This is a genomic window from Yoonia rosea (assembly GCF_900156505.1).
In the GTDB taxonomy this organism is placed as follows: Bacteria; Pseudomonadota; Alphaproteobacteria; order Rhodobacterales; family Rhodobacteraceae; genus Yoonia; species Yoonia rosea.
Genome location: NZ_FTPR01000001.1, coordinates 679,091 through 701,413, shown reverse-complemented (window position 1 = coordinate 701,413; position 22,323 = coordinate 679,091). Strand labels below are relative to the sequence as shown.

Annotated in this window: 20 protein-coding genes and 2 tRNA genes; 14 read left to right on the top strand and 8 right to left on the bottom strand. The window is 57.9% G+C overall.

Annotated elements, in window-relative coordinates; all coding sequences use genetic code 11:
• The first annotated feature begins 117 nt into the window (after nucleotides 1-117).
• From B0B09_RS03335 to B0B09_RS03325, 3 genes are read left to right on the top strand one after another with little or no spacing between them, the layout of a single operon-like run.
• Nucleotides 118-780 carry a response regulator transcription factor gene (locus B0B09_RS03335; protein ID WP_076658359.1) on the top strand — a complete coding sequence of 221 codons (663 nt, stop codon included), beginning with the start codon at nucleotides 118-120 and terminating at the stop codon, nucleotides 778-780.
• The gene (locus B0B09_RS03330; RefSeq protein WP_076658358.1) at nucleotides 777-2,177 is read left to right on the top strand and encodes a sensor histidine kinase; all 1,401 of its coding nucleotides are present in this window, start codon (nucleotides 777-779) and stop codon (nucleotides 2,175-2,177) included. Before B0B09_RS03335 ends, B0B09_RS03330 begins: the two co-directional genes overlap by 4 nt.
• Entirely contained in the window at nucleotides 2,147-3,199 is a 1,053-nt protein-coding gene (locus B0B09_RS03325; protein WP_084190716.1) for an ABC transporter substrate-binding protein, read from the top strand. Before B0B09_RS03330 ends, B0B09_RS03325 begins: the two co-directional genes overlap by 31 nt.
• Here the strand turns inward: B0B09_RS03325 and B0B09_RS03320 are convergent.
• Nucleotides 3,196-4,515 (bottom strand): ATP-binding protein, encoded by a 1,320-nt coding sequence (locus B0B09_RS03320; RefSeq protein ID WP_076658357.1) that lies wholly within the window; start codon nucleotides 4,513-4,515, stop codon nucleotides 3,196-3,198. The genes B0B09_RS03325 and B0B09_RS03320 overlap by 4 nt on opposite strands.
• A gap of 44 nt (nucleotides 4,516-4,559) precedes the next feature.
• Here B0B09_RS03320 and B0B09_RS03315 point away from each other — a divergent pair, with 44 nt between their 5' ends.
• Both B0B09_RS03315 and B0B09_RS03310 read left to right on the top strand, forming a co-directional pair.
• Nucleotides 4,560-5,462 carry an MBL fold metallo-hydrolase gene (locus B0B09_RS03315; protein WP_076658356.1) on the top strand — a complete coding sequence of 301 codons (903 nt, stop codon included), beginning with the start codon at nucleotides 4,560-4,562 and terminating at the stop codon, nucleotides 5,460-5,462.
• A gap of 815 nt (nucleotides 5,463-6,277) precedes the next feature.
• A tRNA-Asn gene (locus B0B09_RS03310) sits at nucleotides 6,278-6,352 on the top strand.
• 118 nt (nucleotides 6,353-6,470) lie between these two features.
• On the opposite strand, the gene B0B09_RS03305 is transcribed toward B0B09_RS03310, so the two are convergent.
• Nucleotides 6,471-8,825, bottom strand: coding sequence for a methyl-accepting chemotaxis protein (locus tag B0B09_RS03305; protein WP_076658355.1), 2,355 nt, complete (start codon nucleotides 8,823-8,825; stop codon nucleotides 6,471-6,473).
• A gap of 250 nt (nucleotides 8,826-9,075) precedes the next feature.
• Here B0B09_RS03305 and B0B09_RS03300 point away from each other — a divergent pair, with 250 nt between their 5' ends.
• From B0B09_RS03300 to B0B09_RS03285, 4 genes are all read left to right on the top strand, one after another.
• Nucleotides 9,076-9,909 (top strand): bifunctional allantoicase/(S)-ureidoglycine aminohydrolase, encoded by an 834-nt coding sequence (locus B0B09_RS03300; protein ID WP_076658354.1) that lies wholly within the window; start codon nucleotides 9,076-9,078, stop codon nucleotides 9,907-9,909.
• A gap of 173 nt (nucleotides 9,910-10,082) precedes the next feature.
• A complete protein-coding gene (locus B0B09_RS03295; protein WP_110549916.1) occupies nucleotides 10,083-11,090 on the top strand; it encodes an ABC transporter substrate-binding protein in 1,008 nt (335 codons plus the stop codon).
• Between the two features lie 55 nt (nucleotides 11,091-11,145).
• Nucleotides 11,146-11,940 (top strand): ABC transporter ATP-binding protein, encoded by a 795-nt coding sequence (locus B0B09_RS03290; RefSeq protein ID WP_055292726.1) that lies wholly within the window; start codon nucleotides 11,146-11,148, stop codon nucleotides 11,938-11,940.
• Nucleotides 11,930-12,688, top strand: coding sequence for an ABC transporter permease (locus B0B09_RS03285; RefSeq protein ID WP_076658353.1), 759 nt, complete (start codon nucleotides 11,930-11,932; stop codon nucleotides 12,686-12,688). The genes B0B09_RS03290 and B0B09_RS03285 overlap by 11 nt, the downstream gene beginning before the upstream one ends.
• A 52-nt stretch (nucleotides 12,689-12,740) precedes the next feature.
• Here the strand turns inward: B0B09_RS03285 and B0B09_RS03280 are convergent, their stop codons facing one another.
• Genes B0B09_RS03280 through puuE form a run of 3 tightly spaced genes read right to left on the bottom strand, consistent with a single transcriptional unit; the run spans nucleotide 12,741 to nucleotide 16,125 of the window.
• The gene (locus B0B09_RS03280; RefSeq protein ID WP_076658352.1) at nucleotides 12,741-14,174 is read right to left on the bottom strand and encodes a nucleobase:cation symporter-2 family protein; all 1,434 of its coding nucleotides are present in this window, start codon (nucleotides 14,172-14,174) and stop codon (nucleotides 12,741-12,743) included.
• Nucleotides 14,175-14,230: 56 nt separating this feature from the next.
• Complete coding sequence (locus B0B09_RS03275; RefSeq protein ID WP_076658351.1) at nucleotides 14,231-14,716, bottom strand: ureidoglycolate lyase; 486 nt, start codon at nucleotides 14,714-14,716, stop codon at nucleotides 14,231-14,233.
• Nucleotides 14,713-16,125, bottom strand: coding sequence for an allantoinase PuuE (gene puuE / locus B0B09_RS03270; protein ID WP_076658350.1), 1,413 nt, complete (start codon nucleotides 16,123-16,125; stop codon nucleotides 14,713-14,715). The genes B0B09_RS03275 and puuE overlap by 4 nt, the downstream gene beginning before the upstream one ends.
• Before the next feature lie 149 nt (nucleotides 16,126-16,274).
• On the opposite strand from puuE, the gene uraH reads away from it, so the two are divergent.
• Entirely contained in the window at nucleotides 16,275-16,628 is a 354-nt protein-coding gene (uraH, locus tag B0B09_RS03265; protein ID WP_076658349.1) for a hydroxyisourate hydrolase, read from the top strand.
• On the opposite strand, the gene B0B09_RS03260 is transcribed toward uraH, so the two are convergent.
• On the bottom strand, nucleotides 16,613-17,533 hold the full coding sequence (locus B0B09_RS03260) for a LysR family transcriptional regulator (protein WP_076658348.1): 921 nt from the start codon (nucleotides 17,531-17,533) through the stop codon (nucleotides 16,613-16,615). The two genes, uraH and B0B09_RS03260, sit on opposite strands and share 16 nt — an antisense overlap.
• Nucleotides 17,534-17,634: 101 nt before the next feature.
• On the opposite strand from B0B09_RS03260, the gene B0B09_RS03255 reads away from it, so the two are divergent.
• The 3 genes from B0B09_RS03255 to B0B09_RS03245 all read left to right on the top strand — a co-directional run bounded on the left by B0B09_RS03255 (nucleotide 17,635) and on the right by B0B09_RS03245 (nucleotide 20,264).
• Complete coding sequence (locus B0B09_RS03255; RefSeq protein ID WP_076658347.1) at nucleotides 17,635-18,870, top strand: urate hydroxylase PuuD; 1,236 nt, start codon at nucleotides 17,635-17,637, stop codon at nucleotides 18,868-18,870.
• A 119-nt stretch (nucleotides 18,871-18,989) separates the two neighbouring features.
• Entirely contained in the window at nucleotides 18,990-19,610 is a 621-nt protein-coding gene (locus B0B09_RS03250) for a TPM domain-containing protein (RefSeq protein ID WP_076658346.1), read from the top strand.
• 9 nt (nucleotides 19,611-19,619) lie between these two features.
• Nucleotides 19,620-20,264, top strand: a complete 645-nt coding sequence (locus tag B0B09_RS03245) for a TPM domain-containing protein (protein WP_076658345.1) — start codon at nucleotides 19,620-19,622, stop codon at nucleotides 20,262-20,264.
• A gap of 43 nt (nucleotides 20,265-20,307) precedes the next feature.
• Here the strand turns inward: B0B09_RS03245 and B0B09_RS03240 are convergent.
• Nucleotides 20,308-20,397 (bottom strand) — tRNA-Ser (locus B0B09_RS03240).
• A gap of 129 nt (nucleotides 20,398-20,526) precedes the next feature.
• Between B0B09_RS03240 and B0B09_RS03235 the strand changes: the two genes are divergently transcribed.
• Nucleotides 20,527-21,672 carry an AI-2E family transporter gene (locus B0B09_RS03235; RefSeq protein WP_207552126.1) on the top strand — a complete coding sequence of 382 codons (1,146 nt, stop codon included), beginning with the start codon at nucleotides 20,527-20,529 and terminating at the stop codon, nucleotides 21,670-21,672.
• Here B0B09_RS03235 and B0B09_RS03230 read toward each other — a convergent pair.
• Complete coding sequence (locus B0B09_RS03230) at nucleotides 21,669-22,322, bottom strand: M35 family metalloendopeptidase (RefSeq protein WP_084190714.1); 654 nt, start codon at nucleotides 22,320-22,322, stop codon at nucleotides 21,669-21,671. The two genes, B0B09_RS03235 and B0B09_RS03230, sit on opposite strands and share 4 nt — an antisense overlap.
• Between the last annotated feature and the right edge of the window lies 1 nt (nucleotide 22,323).

The window sequence follows — 22,323 nt, the reverse complement described above, 5'->3', positions numbered from 1 at the left end:
CGGTTTCCCCGCCCATGCTGAATAACCGCATGCGAAGCTGACACGAGCCTGACACCAGATGAATTAATTCACGCGACACCGGATATCGGGTTGCGCGGACCGAGGAGAGAACGATCAATGCGCTTTTTGCTCGTTGAGGATAACGCAGAATTGGGCGAGGCTGTGATCGCGCGTTTGTCGCTTGACGGGCATGCCGTGGATCACGCCATGACACTGGCCGAGGCCGAAGAATGGCTGGCCATTGCGGATTACGACCTGATGCTGCTGGATGTGATGTTGCCTGACGGTGACGGCCGCGAATTTTTGCGTAAAACCCGCACCGCAGAGCGGCTGCCGGTCATCGTACTCACCGCCCGCAGCCAAGTGTCCGACCGCGTTGATACGCTTGATCTCGGCGCAGATGACTACATCACAAAACCATTTGATTTCGGCGAGTTAGAAGCCAGATGTCGCGCGGTTCTGCGCCGTCGCGGCACCCCGACACCGGCGCTCATTCCACTGGGCACCGCGCTCTTTGATCCATCAGGTGGCACGCTGCAGCAAAACGGCGAGACACTCCCGTTGCGCAATCGCGAACTGCGCCTGCTCGAAGTCTTTGCGCGCAACAAGGGGCAGATCCTGTCCAAGACCCAACTGCTGGACCGCTTGTTTTCGCAGGATGCCGAGGTTAGTGAGAATGCCATTGAGGTCTATGTTGGCCGCCTGCGCAAAAGACTTCAAGAGGCCGGGGTCGAGATCGAAACTGTGCGCGGCATCGGATACCGGATGACATGGCCATGAATACCGCCAAATCGCTGCCGTTCTGGTGGCGCTCGATCGGTCAACGCCTGACGATTCTGCTTGCGGGGGTCGCGGCCGTTTTGGCTGTCCTGTCATGGTGGACAGTCACGACCTTCGCACGCGAAGCCGCCGAGCAGACCCAAGACAACGTGCTTGTCGCCTCGGCTACCACAATCGCCGAGGCATTGCGCAGTGAACAGGGCACGATTTTGCTGGAACTGCCCTACTCGGCCTTTGCGATGCTGGATGCGATCGGTCAGGACCGCGTGTTCTATCGCGTGTCCGCCGAGGGCGTGACACTCACCGGCTATGACGATCTGGCCGAGCCTGCGGGCCCTGTCCGCCGCTCCGGTGCGGTGACTGTCCGCACAATCAATTATCGCGGCGACCCCGTGCGCGCGGTCACCGTCCAGCGCACGGTTCTGGCAGGCCAACAGCCCGTGCCGGTTCTGGTGACCGTGGCGCAAACCCGCACCGGGGTGGACGCGATTGGATCCGAGCTGTCACAAACAGCCGCAGGGCTGTCGGTGGCGCTCTTTGTGCTTGCCGTGGGGCTCGGGGCCGTTGCGGCAAGCAACGCATTAAAGCCGCTTAACAGCTTTGCACAGGCCGTATCACGGCGCGGCCCGGCCGATTTGCGTCCCTTGCGCCGCCAGGTTCCCGCGGAACTGTCTCCGCTTTTGATTGCCCTCAACCGTCTGATGGAACGGTTGGGGCACTCCATCCGGCGCTCCGAGGAGTTTATCGCCGAAGCCGCACACCGCGTACGCACACCTTTGGCCACTGTACGGGTGCAGGCAGAACTTGCACTGCACACGGTAGAAAAAGACGAAGAGAAACAGATGCTCCGGCGCATTATCCGCGCGGTTGACGAAAGCTCGCGCTCGGCCAGCCAGCTTTTGGATCATGCTACCGTCAGCTTCCGTGCCGATGCATTGGCACAGGACCACGTTGATCTGGCAGAACTGGCCGCGCGTGTGTCGGACGGGCTTGCCCCGACCGCCGACATGAAAGACATCGCGATCAATCTGAATTGCAAAGGCCCCGCTGATGTGCGCGGGGATGCCATTTTGCTGGAAAGTGCGCTGCGCAATGTTCTGGACAATTCCGTGAAGTATTCGCCTGCGGAAACTGACATCAACGTCACCCTTGACCGCATGGACGACAAATTCTGGCGGCTGACAATCCGCGACCATGGCCGCGGATTTTCGGCGCCCTCTTTACCGGATCTGACCGCGCGCTTTCAGCGCGGCACCAACGTGGATCAAATCGTCGGGTCCGGTCTGGGGCTTACCATCGCAAAAGAAGTGCTGGACGCCCACGGTGGCCGTATCACGTTAACAAACCCTGATGATGGAGCAGGCGCATGCGTTTCCCTGATCTTGCCCGCAGCCTGATTGCGACAGCACTTTCGCTTTGTCTGGGCGGGCCTTTGGCCGCCTTGGAGCTTGAAGACCAGAAATTCTACCCCGGCAGGGGTGGGGTTGTCCTCAAAGTGATCTCGACCGGCGACCTTGAGGTTTTTGAGCCCTTTATACTGGCATTCCAGGCTGAAAACCCCACGATCGGAATCGATTATTCGGTGACCTCAAGCGCCGAGTTGCATCGCGCCATTACGCAGGGTGCGGTCTTTGATGTGGCCATCTCATCGGCGATGGACCTGCAATTCCAGCTGGCCAATGATGGCGCGGCACAGGCCTATACTTCCCCCGTCACGCAAGCCCTGCCCGTCTGGGCACAGTGGCGCAATCAGGTCTTTGCCTTCACGGCTGAACCCGCCGTTGCGGTCATCTCGCGCGCGGCTTTTGCAGGTATGGAACGGCCTACAACGCGCCAAGACCTGATCGCGCTGCTGCGCCAGAACCCCGCCGTTTTTCAGAATGCGATTGGCACCTATGATGTCCGCACGAGCGGTTTGGGCTATCTATTTGCCACCCAAGAAGCACGCAATTCCGATACCTACTGGCGGTTGTCCGAGTTGATGGGATTGCGTGGTACGGCGCTTTATTGCTGTTCAGCGCAGATGATCGATGATGTTGCCGCAGGCCGATTGTCCCTCGCCTACAACGTGCTGGGGTCTTATGCCGCCGAACGGATCGCACGTGATGACCGTTTGGAAATTCTGGACCTGCAGGACTATGCCACGGTGATGTTGCGCACAGCCCTCATCCCTGCAACGGCCACGCAACCCGCCAGCGCGGGACTATTTATCGACCACCTGCTGCAAGAAGGGATGCGCGAACAGTCCCGCGTTTGGGCCCTGCCCCCCTTGGGTGCCGCCCAAACACCCGAAGCCCGCGCCTATGGCCCGATCCGGCTTGGCCCCGCACTCCTCGTCTATCTCGATAAGCTGAACAGAAACGCATTTCTCGGTGCGTGGAGCGATGCCATGTTGCAAGACGCGGTGGACAATCCCTAGCGCGCCAGAACCAACTCGGCCTTCAACCCGCCAAGCCGCTCGCTGACGCCAAGACGCAGGACCCCGCCATGGGTTCGCGCGATATCGGCAACGATCGACAAGCCAAGGCCGACACCACTGCCTTTGTCCTGATTGCGCGCCGGATCAAGGCGGACGAAAGGGCTCAATGCCTCATCATAGCGGTCTGGCGGAATGCCGGGACCGTCATCCTCGACCCAGAACCGGACCGCACGATCCGTGACGCTGACGCCAATTTCGGCCTTTGTGCCATAGCGCAGCGCATTGCCGATAAGGTTGTTCAGCGCACGGCGGATCGCCAGCGGGCGCAGGCCGACCTTTTCGTCCGCCCCCTCAATCGCCCCCAGTGTCACCTCCTGCTTCATGCGTGTCGCATCAGCCAAAACATCCGCAATGATCTGCCTTGGTATCGTCGGTTCAAGACTGTCTTCGGCGTCGGTACGGGCGAAGTCCAGAAATGCATCCAGCAGCCGCTCCATATCATCCACATCATGTGCAAGCGGCGCGGCATCCTGCGGGTCCAGCATGGAAAGGCCCAACCGCATACGGGTCAGCGGTGTGCGCAAATCATGGCTGACCCCCGAGAGCATCATCGTCCGGCTTTGGGTCTGGCGCTCGAGGCGGTTCCGCATATCAAGAAATGCCATGCCAGCGGCACGCACCTCGATCGCGCCGGATGGCGTAAACGGGGTGATCCGGCCCTTGCCGTAATCTGTCGCGGCACGGGCCATACGTTTGATCGGACGCAATTGGTTGCGCAAAAAGACATAGGCAATCACCGTCATGATACCGCCCAAAACGACCATAATCACGAGCAACTGATGTGGATTTGACGCCGATACACGCGCACGCCGCAGTTCCATGCGCAAAGGCCCGTAGCGGGTCTGTACCCAGACCACCACCCTGCTGCGCCGTTCCAGCGATACCGCCAGAATATCACTGACACCCGCGCGCAGCGTTTCAATCACAGTACCGCCCGTGAGATCGACAAAAGGGAGGATATCCTCCGTGATGACATCGTCTGCAGGCAGAACCGTGCCGATTTCCAAGGGTTCATCGATGCGCCCAAGGGCTGTACGTGCGTCCGCGAGCGTCGCCGCGCTGTTTGCGGTATCCACCAGAAAGCGCAATTCAATATTCACGGCACTTGTCATCAGGCGGGTGACACCTTCAAAGTGGCGCTGGATAAACACAACCGAGACAAGCAATTGCAACAGCAGAATAGGCAAAACCAGGATCAACGCGGCGCGCGCGTAAATGCCTCGCGGCATATATTTCTTGAGCCAACCAAAGAACATGCCGTTACGCTACCCTGCCATCGACAAAACGGAAAGCGGTTGTGATGGCGGATTTTGCACCCATTGCAGGCAAACCGCTAGCGCTTGCGGAGGACTTGCACCTGGTTCTGGCGCCAAACCCCTCGCCCATGACCTATTTGGGCACGAATACCTATATTCTGGGGCGTGATACGCTTGCCATCATCGACCCCGGGCCGGACGACCCGAACCATCTCGCGGCTGTGGAGGCGGCGATTGCGGGACGCCCTGTGTCACATATCCTGCTGACGCATAGCCATCTGGACCATTCGCCACTTGCCGCAACTCTGCGCGACAGACTGGCCGCACCGACCTATGCCTTCGGGGACAGTCGCGCAGGACGCAGCGCCGTGATGCAGCAGCTGGCCGAAGAAGGGCTCGCCGGTGGCGGCGAAGGTATCGACCACAGGTTTTCGCCTGATCGCGCGCTGAGAGATGGCGACGTTTTATCAGGGGCGTGGGGCGAGATCACCGCGCTGCATACGCCGGGACATATCGGGAACCATCTTTGCTATGTCTGGAATGACGCGATCTTTACCGGCGATCACGTGATGGGCTGGGCCAGTTCGCTGGTCTCACCACCTGACGGGGACCTGAGCGATTTCATGGCCTCCTGCACGAAACTGCAGGGGCATGACGCACGCATTTATTACCCCGGCCATGGCGCCCCGGTCATGCAGCCAGCGGCGCGGCTCGCCTGGTTGATTGCGCACCGCAAAACGCGCGAGATGCAGATCATTTCAACGCTCACCGAAAAACCTGCGACCCCTGCCCAGATTACTAGCGCTGTTTATCACGACCTTGCGCACGGCCTGGCCCAGGCCGCAGAGCGGAACGTCTTTGCACATCTGGTCGACCTCTACACACGTGGCATCGTCAGTGCCGCGCCGCAATTGGCAACAGGTGCAACATTCGCGCTGCGGGAATAGCCGCGCGGTCATGCTTTCAGCTGTGACGGGTTCAGCCGCTGCGAAAGTGGAATAATCGGCTTTCCGGTGCACCGGAAGTCTGTGCTGCCTCTGAATGACTTTGACAACAATGACCGCGATAGCGCCCGTTCGCCGTTTCCGCGCAGACAGCTCCCAACCTGCCGCTCGGGCATTTCTCGGTCCTGACGCCGGCACGGATCAAGGCGCATCAAAGACAAAGGATTGCTGATGCATGCCAAGAAACCGACGCCTTACGCTGTCGCGTTCTTACCGCTCAGTTGATCGCACTGGAAAGCCGGAACGTCGGTCTGAAGGCAGCCAGTAAGGCACGCGCCGAACATGTCAGCACACAACGTCCGTCCGCAGGATTGCCCCTGTCGCCAGCACGCCGCTGCGCGCTGGGACGCGCGAACCACCCAAATCTCATATGGGATTGCAACACCTCTTGTTGGCCTTGCAGCGCGTGCGCATAACAGCGGCGTACTTTGTGGAAGGCCGGGATCGGGGGCGGATTATATCAGATATGATCTTCTCTTTGGGTGGCCGTATCTGTGGCGGGCCATCGCAACGCATGACTGCTTTCATTCGCCTTTCGGATGCGGGCAGCATGGGCGCAATATAAGGTCATCATCACAGCCAAATACGATAGGAGCAGCTTTGTCGCAAAAACGCGATGCAATGCGCGCCAAAACCGCACCGATGCCGCACATGAAAGGTACAATTGAGCGCAAAACGATGCATTTGAAAAGTTTCGCAAAAACACTGCAAAACCCTCTGGACGTCTCGGAATCGCGTTGCTATATGGGCCCGAGTGTTCCGACGTAGCTCAGCGGTAGAGCAGTTGACTGTTAATCAATTGGTCGTAGGTTCGATCCCTACCGTCGGAGCCAATTCCCCATAGTTTCACAAGATTTCCGTGGCTGAATTGGCTTAAACACAAACGCGGATGCCGCGCATTCATTGAAAACGCGCGGCAAAACTTGGTCTACCAAAGGGTCGTCGGGCAGATCAGAAATCTTGCCAGATATCTTCGCGGCCACCGCCTCCACCACTTACTTTGGCGACTGCGGGCCTTGCATCGTGATAGGAAGGCAAGTCAGGGGTCTGCTGTGCCGGTTGCGGGACAAATTGCATAATGTTGTCCTGAACGGCGGAACCACCAATTGCTGTTTCATCGAGGCGGAAATGCGTGACCAGTTCCTCAAGCTGCGCCGCATCGCCATTCAACGCGTGGTTACTGGCAGTTGCTTCCTCCACCATTGCTGCGTTTTGCTGTGTCACCTTGTCGAGCTGGGTCACACCGATGTTGATCTCGCCAAGACCAATTGACTGTTCTTCTGCGCCTGATGCAATTTCGGCGACAAGATCAGAGATATGATTGATATGACTTGCAATTTTTGTCAGCACCTCACCGGCTTGCCCAACAAGCGTCACACCGCGCTCGACCTGACCGGAGCTTTCACTGATCAATGATTTGATCTGTTTGGCCGCGTCCGAAGAACGCTGCGCAAGCGCTCGCACCTCTGACGCGACAACGGCAAAGCCACGTCCCGCCTCGCCAGCGCGCGCCGCTTCAACGCCCGCGTTCAGCGCCAGCAGATTTGTCTGGAACGCAATATCGTCAATGACACCGATAATCTGTGAAATTTCCTGTGAGGACCCTTCGATCTCCGTCATGGCACGCACAGCATCTTTCACCACCGGCTCACTTTTATCGGCGTCATCACGTGCGCTGCCCACAACCTCTTTGACCTGACGGGCACCATCGGCCGCAGATTTGACGCTGGCGGTCATCTGGTCCAGTGCCGCGGCTGTCTCTTCCAGTGTCGCGGCCTGATTCTCTGTGCGGCGCGACAAATCATCCGAGGCGCGGCTCATCCCGTCCGACCGCTGTCGGATCGCACCCGAGCGGATGACAACAGAGCCGATTGTCTTGTTCAGATTAAGTACGGTACGGTTATAATCCTGGCGCAGCTGATCATAGTCGCCATCAAACGGCGTTTCGATCCTATGTTGCAGATCACCATCGGCAAGTTTGGTGAGTGCGATACTCAGCCGGTTGACGACCTCTGCCTGTTTCACCTGCAGTGCCTGGCGTTCTTCCTCTGCCAAGTCGGACGCGCGCAATTTTTGCCGAAAATTATCCAGACTATTGAAAAGGCTGCCGATTTCATCACCACGTTTTTGATCCGACAGATCAACATCATAGTCTTTTTCAGAAACACGGCCCATCGCCTCACCAAGACGGGCCAGGGGCCGCACGACCGAGCGCGCAGTGAGCCAGCCCAAGAATGCAGAAACACCGACGACGAACACAGTCACGAGGATCATCTTATTGCGCGCCGCAATAACAGGGGTCTCGATTTCAGCGGAGGTAATCTCGCCAATGATCGCCCACGTCTGTCCGAAGACGTCGATCAAGGCGCCTTTGGAGAGCATATCATCACCACTGATCCCGGTGGTCAGACCTTGAAACGTATCGCCACCGTTGAATAGCGCATTCACTTGGGTGGCGTCCGACACATCCGAAAGACGCCCGACCGCGGCATCAAAACGCGGCGCATTCCGCGTCCGCAGGTCCGGTCCTACTGCATAGATGCGTCCGGTGTCGCCCATGCCAAGCGGATTATTGAATATCTCATCAATTTGTCCTGTCGGCACCTGTACAGCTACCACCCCCAGCAACTGATTGCTTTGATCGAAAACCGGCGTCGCGAGAAAAGCGGCGGCATCGCCGCCGTCCGGTTCATATCCCGCAAAGTCAGCAAAATATACCTGGCCCTGCTCGCCGTCCCGCGCCGCAGTGAATGCCGAGCCGAGGCCGCTATCGGCGTAGGGTCCGTCAGCGAAGTTTGTCGCATAATCCCCCTCTTTTTCGACCGAGTACATCAGATCGCCACGGCGATTGAACAAAAAGAAATCATAGTAGCCAGCGGTCTTCGCAATATCGCGGAAATACGGGTGAAAACGCCCGTGCTGGAAGTGATAAGGAACAGATTCAGGCGCCTGATCAAACTGCGCACGCTCGCCGGGCGGATTGGGGTTATTTGTGATATAGGCATCACGCAAACCGGCGCTATCAATCATCAGATCATATGAGCTGCCAAACGAGCCCAGTGCAGCGACGACCGTCGGGTCATTTGCATAGCTTGCAACATTCTGCCCTATGTTTTCAAACCATGAGACCAAGCTGTTGCCGCGGCTTTCCGTCAGGATACGGAAATTTTTTCGCGCGTCCTGAAACACATTCTGTCGAAAATCCAGATAGCCGACAACGGCGATACTGACACTGGCAACCACGCAAAGCGCAGCGATGATTGACGGTAGTTTTCGCGATAGTGCGATTGAAGTCGAGAATCCCATTAGCCCCTCACAGAATATGCAATGCTTGGCAGCCTTATGAACGATGAGGTTTAAGAACAGCTTAAGCCGCTTTTGACGCGTCGCAGGCGCCTGCGGCATGAACATTCAAAGCATCGCGATCATACGATACCGTTTGAAATCCATGCGTCATTTTCAAATTTATCCGATAAGCCTTGTCTGACGATAACGGGTGGTGTCTGATGTCTTGCAGCCCCATATTTCTATGTAATTACAACCGACAGGAGCCGATATGTCAGGCAAATATTATGCCCCTACCGGGGGACATCCAGGCCAGGACCAGCTCCTGACAGACCGTGCGATCTTTACAGATGCCTATGCCGTTATCCCGAAAGGGACGATGCGCGATATCGTGACCAGCTATCTGCCCTTTTGGGAAAATACCCGCCTTTGGGTCATCGCACGCCCGATGAGCGGCTTTGCCGAGACATTTTCACAATACATCATGGAGGTCGGGCCAGGCGGTGGTTCGGATCAGCCAGAGGCCGATGCCGGAGCTGAAGGCGTGCTCTTTATCGTCGAAGGCACCGCAACCCTGACCGTCGCGGGCGAAACGCATCTGATGGAACCGGGCGGCTATGCCTATCTGCCGCCCGCGTCGGGCTGGACCTTGCACAACACGGACGATGCGATGTTGCGGTTTCACTGGATCCGCAAGGCCTATGAGCCTGTCCCGGGCCTGGATACGCCGGATGTGATTGTGACAAACGATCGTGATGTGCCGCCCACTGTCATGCCCGGCACGGATGGCAAATGGGCCACCACGCGGTTTGTTGATCCGACGGATCTGCGCCATGACATGCATGTGACGGTCGTTACATTTGAACCGGGTGCGGTTATTCCGTTTCTGGAAACCCATGTGATGGAACACGGACTCTATGTGCTGGAAGGCAAAGCTGTCTACCGGCTGAACAACGATTGGGTCGAGGTCGAAGCGGGTGATTACATGTGGCTGCGCGCCTTTTGCCCGCAGGCCTGTTACGCCGGTGGGCCGGGCAAATTCCGCTATCTGCTGTATAAGGATGTAAACCGGCACATGAATCTGCGCATCGGGGGCACACGATAGCGATCCAAGCGCAAAAACTGCATAGGAAAGCAGTCGGCAACGGGCCAAATCGCTTATTCTTTGTGCAGTGATCTAAAAAACGTGCATCAGAACGGCTCTGACTTTCGTGATCCCTGTTTTGCCATGGCGACCATTGATAGTGTTTGCCGGTAACAATTTCACGGGACATGCCAATGATTTTCGACAAAAAGATGCTTGCGCTTGCTGCAAGCCTGCTCGCTTCACCTGCCATCGCGCAAACCGATATGCCTTTTGCGCTGGACTGGAAATTCGAAGGGCCAGCGGCACCTTACTTTCACGCCCTTGATGCGGGCTATTTCGCGGATGCGGGCCTGACCGTAACCATCAGCGAAGGTGCGGGCTCACTTGACGCCATTCCAAAAGTGGCAACAGGGGCGTTTCCTGTAGGTTTCGCCGATATCAACTCGCTCATGCGGTTCCTTGACCAGAACCCCGACGCACCCGTGACCGCCGTTATGATGGTCTATGACAAACCGCCGTTTGCCGTGGTTGGGCGCAAATCCCTGGGCGTTGAGGCCCCCTCTGATCTGGAAGGTAAAGTTCTGGGCGCACCGCCACCTGACGGCGCATGGGCGCAGTTCCCGATCTTTGCCGCAGAGACCGGATTGGACGTGGATGCAATCACCGTCGAGCCGGTGGGCTTTCCAACCCGCGAGCCGATGTTGGCCGAAGGCAATGTCGCGGCGATCACCGGCTTTTCATTCTCTTCTACCTTGAACCTCAAGCGTCTGGGTATTCCTGAAGATGACATCTCGGTTCTGCTGATGGCAGATTACGGCGTGGATCTTTACGGCAATGCGATCATCGTGAACACAGACTTTGCCGCAGCAAACCCCGAACTGGTGACCGGCTTTTTGGCCGCTGTCGCGAAAGGCTGGAAAGACGCGATTGCCACACCTGATGCTGCGATTGCTGCACTGATCGAGCGCAACCCTGCCGCCGACGCCGCACTTGAAACCGAGCGCCTGCAAATGGCAATCGATGCCAATGTGCTGACCGACTACGTGATGGCGAACGGTATGGGCGGGATTGACGCGGCCCGCATGGCAAGCGCGATTGAGCAGACCAAATCGGTCTACGAGTTCGTGAATGAACCCGATGCGTCGCTCTATTTTGATGGAAGCTATCTGCCCACAGCAGATATGTTGATGTTGCAGTAAAACAAATGGGCCGCTGCACATTGCAGCGGCCCTTTTTCCATCAAGGCTTAAGACCATCGAAAATCTCATAGAAATCAAGGGCGTCAAGCACGCCTATAAGACTGCCCATGGCCCGCTCGAAGTTCTGGACGGTCTGGATGTGACTGTGCCCGAAGGGACATTCGCCGCCGTCGTCGGCCCCTCGGGTTGCGGAAAATCGACGCTGACGCGGCTTGTCGCGGGCCTCATGACCCCCGATGAGGGCGAGGTCTGGCTGCATGGAGAGCGCGTCAAAGGCCCGCGCAACACGGTGGGCATGGCGTTTCAGAACCCCGTGCTGCTGGAATGGCGCACAATCCTTGATAACGTCATTCTGCCGCTGGAAATTGTAGCCCCCCGTATGCCGCGCAAAGACCGTGTGGCGCGCGCGATGGAACTGCTGGAAATGGTGGGGCTGGTCGGGTTTGAGAACAAACGCCCCTCGGAACTTTCTGGGGGGATGCGCCAGCGGGCCTCGCTCTGCCGGTCGCTGGTGCATAAGCCCGACGTTCTGATCATGGACGAACCCTTTGGCGCGCTGGACGCCTTCACCCGCGAGGACCTGTGGCAAACGATGCGTGATCTGCGCGCTGCCGAACCCTTCACCGCCGTGCTGATCACCCATGATCTGCGCGAAAGCGTGTTTCTGGGCGATCAGGTGATCGTGCTCTCCGGCCGACCTGCCCGCACACAATATGTGATGGACGTGGACCTGCCCGCCGACCGCACGCTGGATGTGCTGTTTACCCCCAAGGCCGCCGATATGCTGCATATCCTGCGCGACCAGATCAAGATCGCCCAAGGCCGCGAGGTGACCACGGATGTTCAGTAAAATCGCCACCCCGATCATCGCAATCATCATCTTTCTGGGTCTGTGGGAGCTGTTGGTCTGGGCCAATGGCTGGCCGAACTTCAAAATGGCCTCACCCTCTGACCTCCCTCCTGCGTTCTGGAAGTACAAAGAGCTGTTTCTAGAGATGGGCTGGCAGACGCTCTGGCGCACGGTGGTGGGTCTTTTCCTTGCTGTGATCGTGGGCACCGCCATTGGCATGATTATCGGCTTTTCACGGATCGCGCGCGATGCGCTTTATCCGCTGCTGATCGGCTTTAACGCAATCCCCAAAGCAACCTTAGTCCCTGTCATTTCGCTGCTCTTCATCGGGCAGCATGATTTCAACACGGTGCTGATGGCCTTTATGATCTCGTTCTTTCCGATTGCTGTCTCTGTCGGGATCGGACTGTCGACGCTAGAGCCCGAATACCGCGATATCCTGCGCGCATTGGGGGCATCGAAAGCCACGATATTCTGGAAAATTGCCCTGCCCAAGACGTTGCCGGAATTCTTCGGCGCGCTGAAGGTCTCGGCCACTTTGGCTTTTATCGGCACGAACCTTGTCGAGATTGTCAGCCCGCACGGGCGCGGTCTTGGCGCGTTGTTCAAATCCGGCGAAACCAACGGAGATTATCCGTTGATGTTTGCCGTGCTCATCGCGCTCGCCTTCCTCGGGATCGTTCTTTACTACGCGGTGATCTTTCTCGAACGCATCTTTGCAGGCTGGGCTGACCGCGAAGCAACCTAACAAAAAGGTCCGGTCAACCGACCGGGCCTTTCTTCCTTTATGCCTTTAGCATTTACGACTTGGGCAACGACCCATTGCCATGTCCTGTCATACCGCCCGAGACTTCCTCGGTGGCTTCGTCTGACAAATGCTCTGGCAAGATCAGGTTCAGCACGATGGCAATCACCGCAGCAGGCAACAGGCCGGATGTCATCAGGATGCGCAGCGTATCGGGCAGGTATTGCACCGCCTTGGGATCCAGTTGCAGCCCCAGACCGATTGACAGGGCAATCGCAAAGATCACCATGTTCCGGCGGTTCCAATTGACGTCGGAAAGCATCGAGATACCCGCTGCAACCACCATGCCGAACATCACGATGACACCGCCACCCAAGACCTCAATCGGGACCGTGTTGATCACAGCACCCACCTTGGGGATCAGGCCACAGATGATCAGGAAGATCGCGCCGATGGTCACCACATGGCGGCTCATCACGCCGGTCATGGCGATCAGGCCCACGTTCTGGCTGAAGGATGTATTCGGAAAACCGCCGAACACGCCAGCGACGGCTGTGCCGAAACCGTCGGCATAGGTCGCGCCGGTAATTTCCTTATCGGTGGCTTCGCGCCCTGCACCGCCTTTGGTGATCCCCGACACGTCGCCCACGGTTTCCACTGCCGAGACGAAGGCCATCAGGCAGAACCCGATAATCGCGGCAAAGCTGAGTTCAAACCCGTATTTGAAGGGGCTGGGGAATGCGATAGGTGCAGCGCGGTTCCAGCTTGCGGCGATCCCTTCGACGGTGACCATCCCCATAAGCATCGCATAGACATAGCCCACAAGAATACCGATCACGACAGCGGAAACAGCCAGCATGCCCTTGGCATAGAACTTGAGGCCGAGGGTCACAAAGATCACAACCAAAGCCGCAGACCAATTCAGAAGCGAGCCGTATTCCGGCGCATTGATCGCAGGCACGCCACCGGCGGCATACTGGATGCCGACTTTGACCAGCGCCAGCCCGATCATAGTGACGACCAGACCGGTGACAAGCGGCGGCAGCGCAAAGCGGATTTTGCCGATGAAGGTGGCAATTAGCATGTGAAACAGGCCACCAATCATCACACCGCCGAAAAGCGCAGGCAGTGCATCCACGCCTTTGCCCGCCACAAGCGGGATCATGATGGGAATAAAGGCAAAACTGGTGCCCTGTACGATGGGCAGACGCGCACCCACGGGGCCAAAGCCGATGGTCTGGAACAATGTCGCGATGCCGGCAAACAGCATCGACATCTGGATCAGGTAGGTCATGTCAGGGAACCCTTGGGCGCCCGCATCTGATCCGAACCCGAAACCTGCCGCCCCTGCAATAATGATCGCAGGCGTGACGTTGGACACGAACATCGCCAGCACATGCTGGATACCGAGCGGAATGGCCCGATGAAGTGCCGGTGTATAGTTCGGATCGCGGAGCTGCTCCGGTGTTCCGATTGCGTTGTCAGCCATAGTCTTGTCCCTCCCTTTGGACGATTTCGCCAGTCTTCCCGCCGGCAAATGTCTTTTCACTCCATGATGATGAATGGCGTGTCGAACCAATGCTCTTGCAGGTTCGGACCCTCCCCGATCCGGTCTACAACAGCAAAAAGGCCGGGCGAATGGATGGGTGTAAGCACCCCGTGCCATGTGCCACGTGCAAAATTGATGCCTTGCCCTGCGGTCGTCAGAAACGCGCGCGGCTGGCCCGGTGTGCCACCCTGATCGGGGGCCACCATGACGACGAAAGGATCAAAACTCATCGGCAGAAAGGCCTGGCTGCCCTGCGGGTGACGTTCCATCATATCGAGCGTGATCGGAAACTGCCGCGCCTCAGCCTTGAAAAGGCTGATCCCTGCGCGCCCGTCGACAATGTCTATATTTGCGCGGTCGTGATAGCGCCCGCAAAGCCCCTGATTGATGATCTTGTCCGGATCACCCGCCACATCCAGCACATCACCGAACGGTGCGAACGCCTCTTTCGTCAAAGGTTCAAGATGCAATTCTGTGCTCATGCGCCCAGCTTTTCGATCAGGCGCAACTGTGCAATGCGTTCAACCTGACGGCAGGCCTCGGCGAATTCGGTGTCGCGGTCATTCTCGATCCGGCGGTGGAATGCGGCAAGAATTGAGGCCTTGTCGTGGTCCTTCACCGCGATGATGAAGGGGAAACCATGCCGCGCGACGTATTGCGCGTTGAGCGACTGGAACGCCGCGCGTTCGTCGTCGGTCAGCAGGTCAAGCCCTGCCCCCGCCTGCTCGGCCGTGCTTTCCGCCGTCAGTTTGCCCGCCGCCGCCAGTTTGCCCGCCAGATCCGGGTGCGCCTTGAGCACATTCAGGCGCTGTTCTTCGGACCCAGAGCGGAATACCCGCGCCAGCGCGCTGTGCACGCCAATGGCGGTGTCATGGGTCGGCCCCAATTCAAGCGCATGGGCGCCTTCGGCAATCCACGGGCTATGCTCGAAGATACCGCCAAAGGCCGCAACGAAAGTGTCGCGGTCCATTTCAGACGGGCGCACAGCGTTTGGTGCAGGGTGCTGTGCCGCCCAATGATCTGCAATTTGTTCGCGGGTGGCGAACCAGACATCATCGTGTGACTTGAAATAATCAATCACCCGCGCCAGTGCCGCCGCGCGGCCCGGACGCCCCATTAGACGGCAATGCAAACCAATCGACAGCATTTTGGGCGCACCTGCGGCACCTTCGGCATAAAGCACATCAAAGCTGTCACGCAGATAGCTTTCAAACTGGTCGCCATTTGTGAACCCCGCCTGAATGCCAAAACGCATATCGTTGCAGTCCATCGTATAGGGCACGATCAACTGGTCGGTGCGGCCGAACTGCATCCAATACGGCAGATCATCGGCATAGCTATCGGCCACATAGGCGAACTGGCCGGTTTCAGCGACCAGACGCACGGTATTGTTGGAACAGCGGCCCGTGTACCAGCCGCGTGGTGCAGCACCCGTTACCTCGGTATGCAGGCGGATCGCCTCGGCGATTTGCGCGCGCTCCACGTCCTCGGGCATGTCTTTGTGCTCGACCCATTTCAAGCCATGGCTGGCGATTTCCCAACCGGAAGATTGCATTGCAGCAACCTGCTCCGGTGCACGGGCCAAGGCGGTGGCGACACCGTAAATGGTAATCGGCAGATCGCGCAGCAAACGGTGCAGACGCCAGAACCCTGCCCGCGCGCCGTATTCATAGATCGATTCCATGTTCCAGTGCCGCTGGCCGGGCCAAGGTGATGCACCTGTGATCTCGGACAGAAACGCCTCGGATGCAGCATCGCCATGCAAGATATTGTTTTCGCCGCCTTCTTCGTAGTTCAGCACGATCTGCACAGCGATTTTCGCCCCGTTCGGCCAGTTGGCAGCGGGCGGGTTGGGTCCGTATCCGGTCATGTCGCGGGGGTAGCGGGTCAAGCCATGTTCCTCTTCAAAGTTAATTTCCTATAAAGCAAAGCAATGATTTTCTTTTTCAAAAAATATGCGAAAGAGCCTCTTGTTTGCGTCGCTTTGCGCTTCATCTGCCTTTCTGGCACTAAGTGGAACAGCATCAAAGGAGCAGCGCAATGAGCGGTTATCTGACAACACATGTTCTGGACACGGCGCGCGGTTGTCCGGCGCAAGGCCTCAAAATTGAGCTTTTTGCGATTGCGGGCGAGACGCGCAGCCTGCTCAAGACCTTGGTCACGAATGATGACGGGCGCACGGATGAACAAATCCTGCCTGCGGATCAATTCGCAACCGGCACATATGAGTTGGTGTTCCACGCAGGTGCCTATCTTGATGCGGTCGGCACTCCGCCCGAAGACCCGCGTTTTCTGGACATCATTCCGATCCGCTTTGGCATGTCGGACGCATCGCATTATCATGTGCCGCTGCTGCTCTCGCCCTTCGGCTATAGCACTTACCGCGGGTCCTGATCGCCGCGCACGACGGCGCTGATCCGGTCGATCACGAAATCCATAAACAGGCGCGTTTTTGGGTCTTGCCGCCGCCGATGCGTGAACAGACACGCCATCTGGATCGGCACGGGCGGCGTCTTGGTCGCAACGGGCACCAATCGGCCCGCCTTGATATGCTCGGCCACTTCGAAGACAGGTTTCATCGCGATGCCATTACCCGACAGCGCCCAATCCGTCAGCACATCCCCATCATCGGATTCGTAGCGGCCTTGGACACGAAATTTCTTCGGCCCCTCTTGCGTCATCAGGCGCCATTGAAATTCCGACGCACCAGGAAAGCGCAGGTTCAGACATTCATGGCGGTCCGCGATCAGATCGTCGCCCGAGGCAGGGGTTCCACGCTTGGCAATATAGGCCGGTGCGGCGCACAAGATCCGCTGCACATCAGCGATCTTGCGGATACGCAGGTTGCTATCCTCCGGCTCACCCAGAAAGAACGCGAGGTCCAGACCTTCCGTCGTCAGGTCCACTTTGCGATCCGTCAGACGCAGTCGCAGGGTGATTTCGGGATAAAGTGCCAGAAAATCCGGCACATGTGGCGCAATCAACCGCCGCCCAACCCCTAACGGGGCCGCCACATAGAGCGCGCCTTTGGGATTTTCGGTGATATTGACCACTTGGGTTTCAGCATTCGCCACGCTTTCCAGTATCTCGCAAGCGCCGCCATAGAACGCCCTGCCCTGTTCGGTCGGCGTCAGGCTCCGCGTGGTGCGCTGGAACAGACGGACGCTCAGATGCCCCTCAAGCTGGGAAATTCGCGCGGACGTGACCGCAGGCGAAATCCGCAGATCGCGCGCGGCGGCAGACATGCTGCCCAGCTCGTAGACACGGACGAATGTGCGGATATTGTCGAGATAAGACATTTGATTGTTTTTTTTGATGCTGTTTGGCCTCTACAAGGAATAGCAGAACAATCCGCGCTCGCATAGGATGGGCTGACGCCAAGGCAAAACGGGGACACGCCATGTATGATCTTGCTATTTTCTGGGACTGGATCGCCTTTTCGGTCCGCTGGCTGCATGTCATCACGGCGATGGCGTGGATCGGCGCGTCGTTCTATTTCATTGCGCTTGATCTGATGCTGAAACCCGCCCCCAACATGCCCGAGGGTGTGTCTGGTGAGGAATGGGAAGTCCATGGCGGCGGGTTTTATCACACGCAAAAATACATGGTCGCACCGGCACAGATGCCCGAAAATCTGACGTGGCATAAATGGCAAAGCTACTCCACCTGGCTCTCGGGTGCGGCGCTTTTGATGATCGTTTACTGGGTCGGTGGCGAACTTTACCTGTTAGACCCCACCAAGGCCGATCTGGCGCTTTGGCAAGGTATACTGATCTCGGGTGGATCACTGACAATCGGCTGGCTGGCCTATGACGCGATGTGCAAATCGAAACTAAGCGAGCAGCCGACCCTGCTTATGCTGCTGCTTTTCGTGATCCTCGTGGTGATGTCATGGGGCTATAATCAGGTCTTTACGGGGCGTGCGGCGCTGCTGCACCTGGGCGCTTTCACCGCCACCATCATGACCGCCAACGTGTTTTTCCAGATCATGCCGAACCAGCGCATTGTCGTAGCTGACCTGAAAGCAGGCCGCACACCTGATGCGAAATACGGCAAGATCGCCAAGGTACGTTCCACCCATAACAACTATCTGACGCTTCCGGTCGTGTTTCTGATGCTGTCGAACCACTATCCGCTGGCCTTTGGCACAGAGTATTCCTGGATCATCGCAAGCCTGATCTTTTTGACTGGCGTCACGATCCGGCATTACTTCAACACGATGCACAAGACCGGCGAAGGGCCGCATTGGACATGGGCGGTGACGGTGTTGCTGATGATTATCATCGCGTGGCTGTCCACGGTCCGCACGGGCGATACATGGCAAGAGGCCGAGGCGCGCCCGCTGACCGCCTATGAGGAACGGTTCGCATCTGCCGACGGGTTTGAAGCGGCCTACAACACGGTGATCGGCAATTGTTCCATGTGCCACGCACGCGAACCCGTCTGGGGCAATATGCAGTGGGCGCCCAAAGGTGTGTATCTGGAAACCCCCAGCGATGTGGCGCGCCACGCCAGCCAGATTTACCTGCAAGCGGGTGTCAGTCATGCGATGCCCCCACCCAACGCCGTCCAGATGGACCCCGAGGCGCGTGCGACACTTGTTGCGTGGGTGCGTGAGGTACGCAACGGCAGCTAAGTTCATGCAACACCCCCAAAAGTGTATGAAAATCAATGTCCTTGTCGTATGCTCTGCACCAGACAGAGCCACACGAAAGGGCAGACATGCGAAAGACAGTCTTTTGTCTCTGCCAGAGAATGGTGTGGGCCTGCGTGTTCGTACCATTCCTCTGGTTCTCGGCCGCACTCGCACAAGCACCTGACAACGCCCCCGAAGATCAGTTCTGGGTGACGGATCAGGCTGGCATTTTGAGCATCTCGGCCATCAAGAGCCTGACCGACACGGCCAAAGCCTTCGAGGCGCAAACAACCGACCAGGTCGTGGTGGTGACCGTCAACACGCTTGCGGGCTGGACGGTCGAACGCTACGGGCGCTGGCTCGGGAATACATGGGGCATTGGGCAGTCAAATGCCGATAATGGTGTGTTGCTCTTGGTGGCCCCCAATGATCGCAGGGTGCGCATCGAGGTAGGGCGCGGGCTGGAAGACGGGCTGCCGGACCGGATTGCCCAAAGCATCATCGACAACGAAATTCTGCCCCGCTTCCGTGATGATGACCTCGAAGGCGGGATCGTCGCGGGACATCAGGCGATTATTGCGGCATTGGGTGGAAAATACCGCGAACCGACAAACTGGGAATCGTTTCTCTTCCTGTTGTTTCTGCCCTTCTTTGCCATCGGCCGTTTCTTCGGATTTGGCGGTGGATTTGTGGGTGGTGGCGGCCTCTTTGGCGGCGGCGGCGCCTCGGGCAGTTGGTGAGGACAAGATATGCGCAAGATTGATCCGGCCACCAAAAACCTGATCCAGAACCGGATTGCCGAGGTCGAAAAGACCTGTGACAGCGAACTGGTCTGCGTCGTGACCAAGCGATCTGCGCGCTATGTGCTCTATCCGCTTTTGACAGCAGCAATCCTTGCGTTGATGCTGCCTCTGGCGCAAGGGGTTGCGCAACTGTTGGGTTTTTATGATTTCACACTGCGGTTTCAGCATCAGGCGATCGTCTTTGCGATCCTCGCCATCGCGTTTATTGCGACGCCGCTCCGGCATTGGGTGACACCCAAATGGCTCCAACAGCAAAACTGCGCGCGTTACAGCACGGAACAATTCTTCCACCGGAACCTGCATGAAACCCCTGCCCGCAACGCGATCATGATCTTTGTGTCGTGGGAGGAACATTATGTCACGATCATAGCAGACAAGGGTATAAATGAACGGGTCCAGCAATCGGATTGGGACGACCTGATCGCAGGTTTTGTAACGGCCATCAAAGCCGACGACATGGCAAACGGGTTCTTGTCCATCATCGGCGGTGCGGGCGATTTGCTGATCAAACACTTTCCGCTCGATCGCCCGACCACCAACGAGTTACCCAATCACCTTATTGAACTGGATGACGCGCCCTACGTCAGCTGAACAGCCGCGAACCGAACGATATCGCATAAGTGGTAAGGGGAAGTGGCGGACAGACAGGGATTCGAACCCTGGAGACGGTCTCCCGCCTACACACTTTCCAGGCGTGCGCCTTCGACCACTCGGCCACCTGTCCGTGGAGCGCGGTTTAGCCCTAACCCCACCCCTTTTGCAAGACCCTATACATATGTTTGTGAACCCCCTTTACCCCGGCCCCGCCTGCCCCCTACAAATGAAGGGTTCGCGATAAAAGGCCATCCGATCTATGCTGCATGATCCGCCCAAAACCGGCACATCCGAACGGTCCAGCGAGACAACACGTCTGCAAACGGGCGCTTTGTTGATTATCGCCTTCGCCGTTGTGCTTTTCTTGCTGGTACAGGCGCGCTTTGTCCTGATCTCGCTGGCCACAGCGATCATTCTTTTCAGCCTGACAAGCGATGTTATCAATTTCATCGCACGTCAGCGGATCGGTCCGTTCCGCGTGCCAAACACCCTTGCAAGTATCGCTGCCATGGTCTTGATCGCAGCAGCCCTGCTGACGCTGACCTCGATCCTGCTGGCGCAGATCAACACGGTGCTGGTCACGACGCTGTCTTATGCAGAACGGGCCCCTTCGGCGGTTGCGTCTTTGTTTGCCTGGCTGGGCGAGGACAGTGAACTTGCTATCTTGAACGCTCTGCGCTCCGTGAACGTGTCAAACTATCTGCGAGGTGCTGCCAGTCAGGCAAGCGGCGTGACCCAAGCCACTGTTTTGATCATTCTCTTCGTCGGTTTTCTTTTTGCCGAACGGATCTGGTTTGAAACGAAACTTCTGAGCCTTGTCGGCGACAAGGCGCAGGCCGAACGCGTGGGCAAAATCATTCAATCGATCATCCACCGCGTGAACTATTACCTGCTGGTCAAGACCGTCATCAGCGCCATCACCGGTGCGATGATCTTTGTTCTGGCACAGGCCTTTGGTCTGGAACTGGCGACCTCGCTCGGGATCATCACCTTTGTGCTGAACTTCATCCCCAACATCGGGTCAATTGTGGCCACAGCGCTGATCGCGCTGGTTGCCCATGTCGAGATCGGAGACTCCACCACAACGCTGGCAGTCTTCAGTATTGCAGGTGTGATCCAGTTTGTGAACGGCAGCATTATCGACCCCATGCTGATGGGCCGCGCGCTGCGGCTGTCATCCTTCGGGATCATCCTGTCCTTGGCATTCTGGGGGGCTGTCTGGGGCATCCCCGGCATGTTCCTGTCGGTGCCCATCATGGTGATGTTACTGGTGGTCTGCAGCCATGTGCCCAACCTGCGCCCCTTCGCGGTCCTTTTGTCACGTGAGGGGTTGCCGGAGTCCGAGAAAATGCTGGATCAGCCGATCGAGCGCGATCTTTTCGGACAGGACAGCAAGCGCGACTAGCGGTCAGAACGCATTGCAGGCGGCGGTTTATTCCCGATGGGCTGACGCGCGTAATAGGTCACATCCTCGGTGAAATACTGATAGCTATCCGCGTTCTCGATCGCGCGGCGCGCATCCCTTTGCGCCATCCGCGAACATTCGGTCCGCGAATAGCAATGGTCCTCGGTATCTGCGACGTGCAGGAAATGCGACACCTCATGCACGATCGTCCCCTCGCGCGTGCCGTTATTGGAGCGGCGGTCGCCCGGCCGCAGGGCGGTCAGCGGCGGGAGTGTGAAAAAAGACGGGCAAAGGTGCATCAGATAGGGTTGGTTGGCAAAGACCCAAGCGTATTCGCCCGCCCTGCACCCGTCATCCGTGGCTGCATCACATTGTGCGGTCACAGCACCACCGCGCAATGCCGTCACCACTGATTTCAGGCTGGCACGGACGCGCTCAGCGTTGGCCTGCGAATACGTGCCGAACCAGCGTTGATAATCGGATGTGTCGCCCACCGCCACTGCGGCATTGAGCGTGAGGTCCTTGGCGGTCGCAATGGCCGCGTCAACGATCTTGGCCTGTTCCATGGTGCAGCCCGAATGGCGCGTTTCGGCTGCCGCTGGAAGGCCCGCGCAGAGCATCACGATCAAGAGGGGTATCAAACGCAGCAAA

Bases quoted from the DNA above. Each gene is read 5' to 3' on its own strand.
- B0B09_RS03320 (WP_076658357.1), bottom strand. From the start codon at position 4,515: ATGTTCTTTGGTTGGCTCAAGAAATATATGCCGCGAGGCATTTACGCG.
- B0B09_RS03275 (WP_076658351.1), bottom strand. From the start codon at position 14,716: ATGAGCACAGAATTGCATCTTGAACCTTTGACGAAAGAGGCGTTCGCA.
- B0B09_RS03280 (WP_076658352.1), bottom strand. From the start codon at position 14,174: ATGGCTGACAACGCAATCGGAACACCGGAGCAGCTCCGCGATCCGAAC.
- B0B09_RS03255 (WP_076658347.1), top strand. From the start codon at position 17,635: ATGTATGATCTTGCTATTTTCTGGGACTGGATCGCCTTTTCGGTCCGC.
- B0B09_RS03295 (WP_110549916.1), top strand. From the start codon at position 10,083: ATGATTTTCGACAAAAAGATGCTTGCGCTTGCTGCAAGCCTGCTCGCT.
- B0B09_RS03325 (WP_084190716.1), top strand. From the start codon at position 2,147: ATGCGTTTCCCTGATCTTGCCCGCAGCCTGATTGCGACAGCACTTTCG.
- B0B09_RS03300 (WP_076658354.1), top strand. From the start codon at position 9,076: ATGTCAGGCAAATATTATGCCCCTACCGGGGGACATCCAGGCCAGGAC.
- B0B09_RS03260 (WP_076658348.1), bottom strand. From the start codon at position 17,533: ATGTCTTATCTCGACAATATCCGCACATTCGTCCGTGTCTACGAGCTG.
- B0B09_RS03285 (WP_076658353.1), top strand. From the start codon at position 11,930: ATGTTCAGTAAAATCGCCACCCCGATCATCGCAATCATCATCTTTCTG.
- B0B09_RS03330 (WP_076658358.1), top strand. From the start codon at position 777: ATGAATACCGCCAAATCGCTGCCGTTCTGGTGGCGCTCGATCGGTCAA.
- uraH (WP_076658349.1), top strand. From the start codon at position 16,275: ATGAGCGGTTATCTGACAACACATGTTCTGGACACGGCGCGCGGTTGT.
- B0B09_RS03245 (WP_076658345.1), top strand. From the start codon at position 19,620: ATGCGCAAGATTGATCCGGCCACCAAAAACCTGATCCAGAACCGGATT.
- B0B09_RS03250 (WP_076658346.1), top strand. From the start codon at position 18,990: ATGGTGTGGGCCTGCGTGTTCGTACCATTCCTCTGGTTCTCGGCCGCA.
- B0B09_RS03235 (WP_207552126.1), top strand. From the start codon at position 20,527: ATGCTGCATGATCCGCCCAAAACCGGCACATCCGAACGGTCCAGCGAG.
- B0B09_RS03335 (WP_076658359.1), top strand. From the start codon at position 118: ATGCGCTTTTTGCTCGTTGAGGATAACGCAGAATTGGGCGAGGCTGTG.
- B0B09_RS03305 (WP_076658355.1), bottom strand. From the start codon at position 8,825: ATGGGATTCTCGACTTCAATCGCACTATCGCGAAAACTACCGTCAATC.
- B0B09_RS03315 (WP_076658356.1), top strand. From the start codon at position 4,560: ATGGCGGATTTTGCACCCATTGCAGGCAAACCGCTAGCGCTTGCGGAG.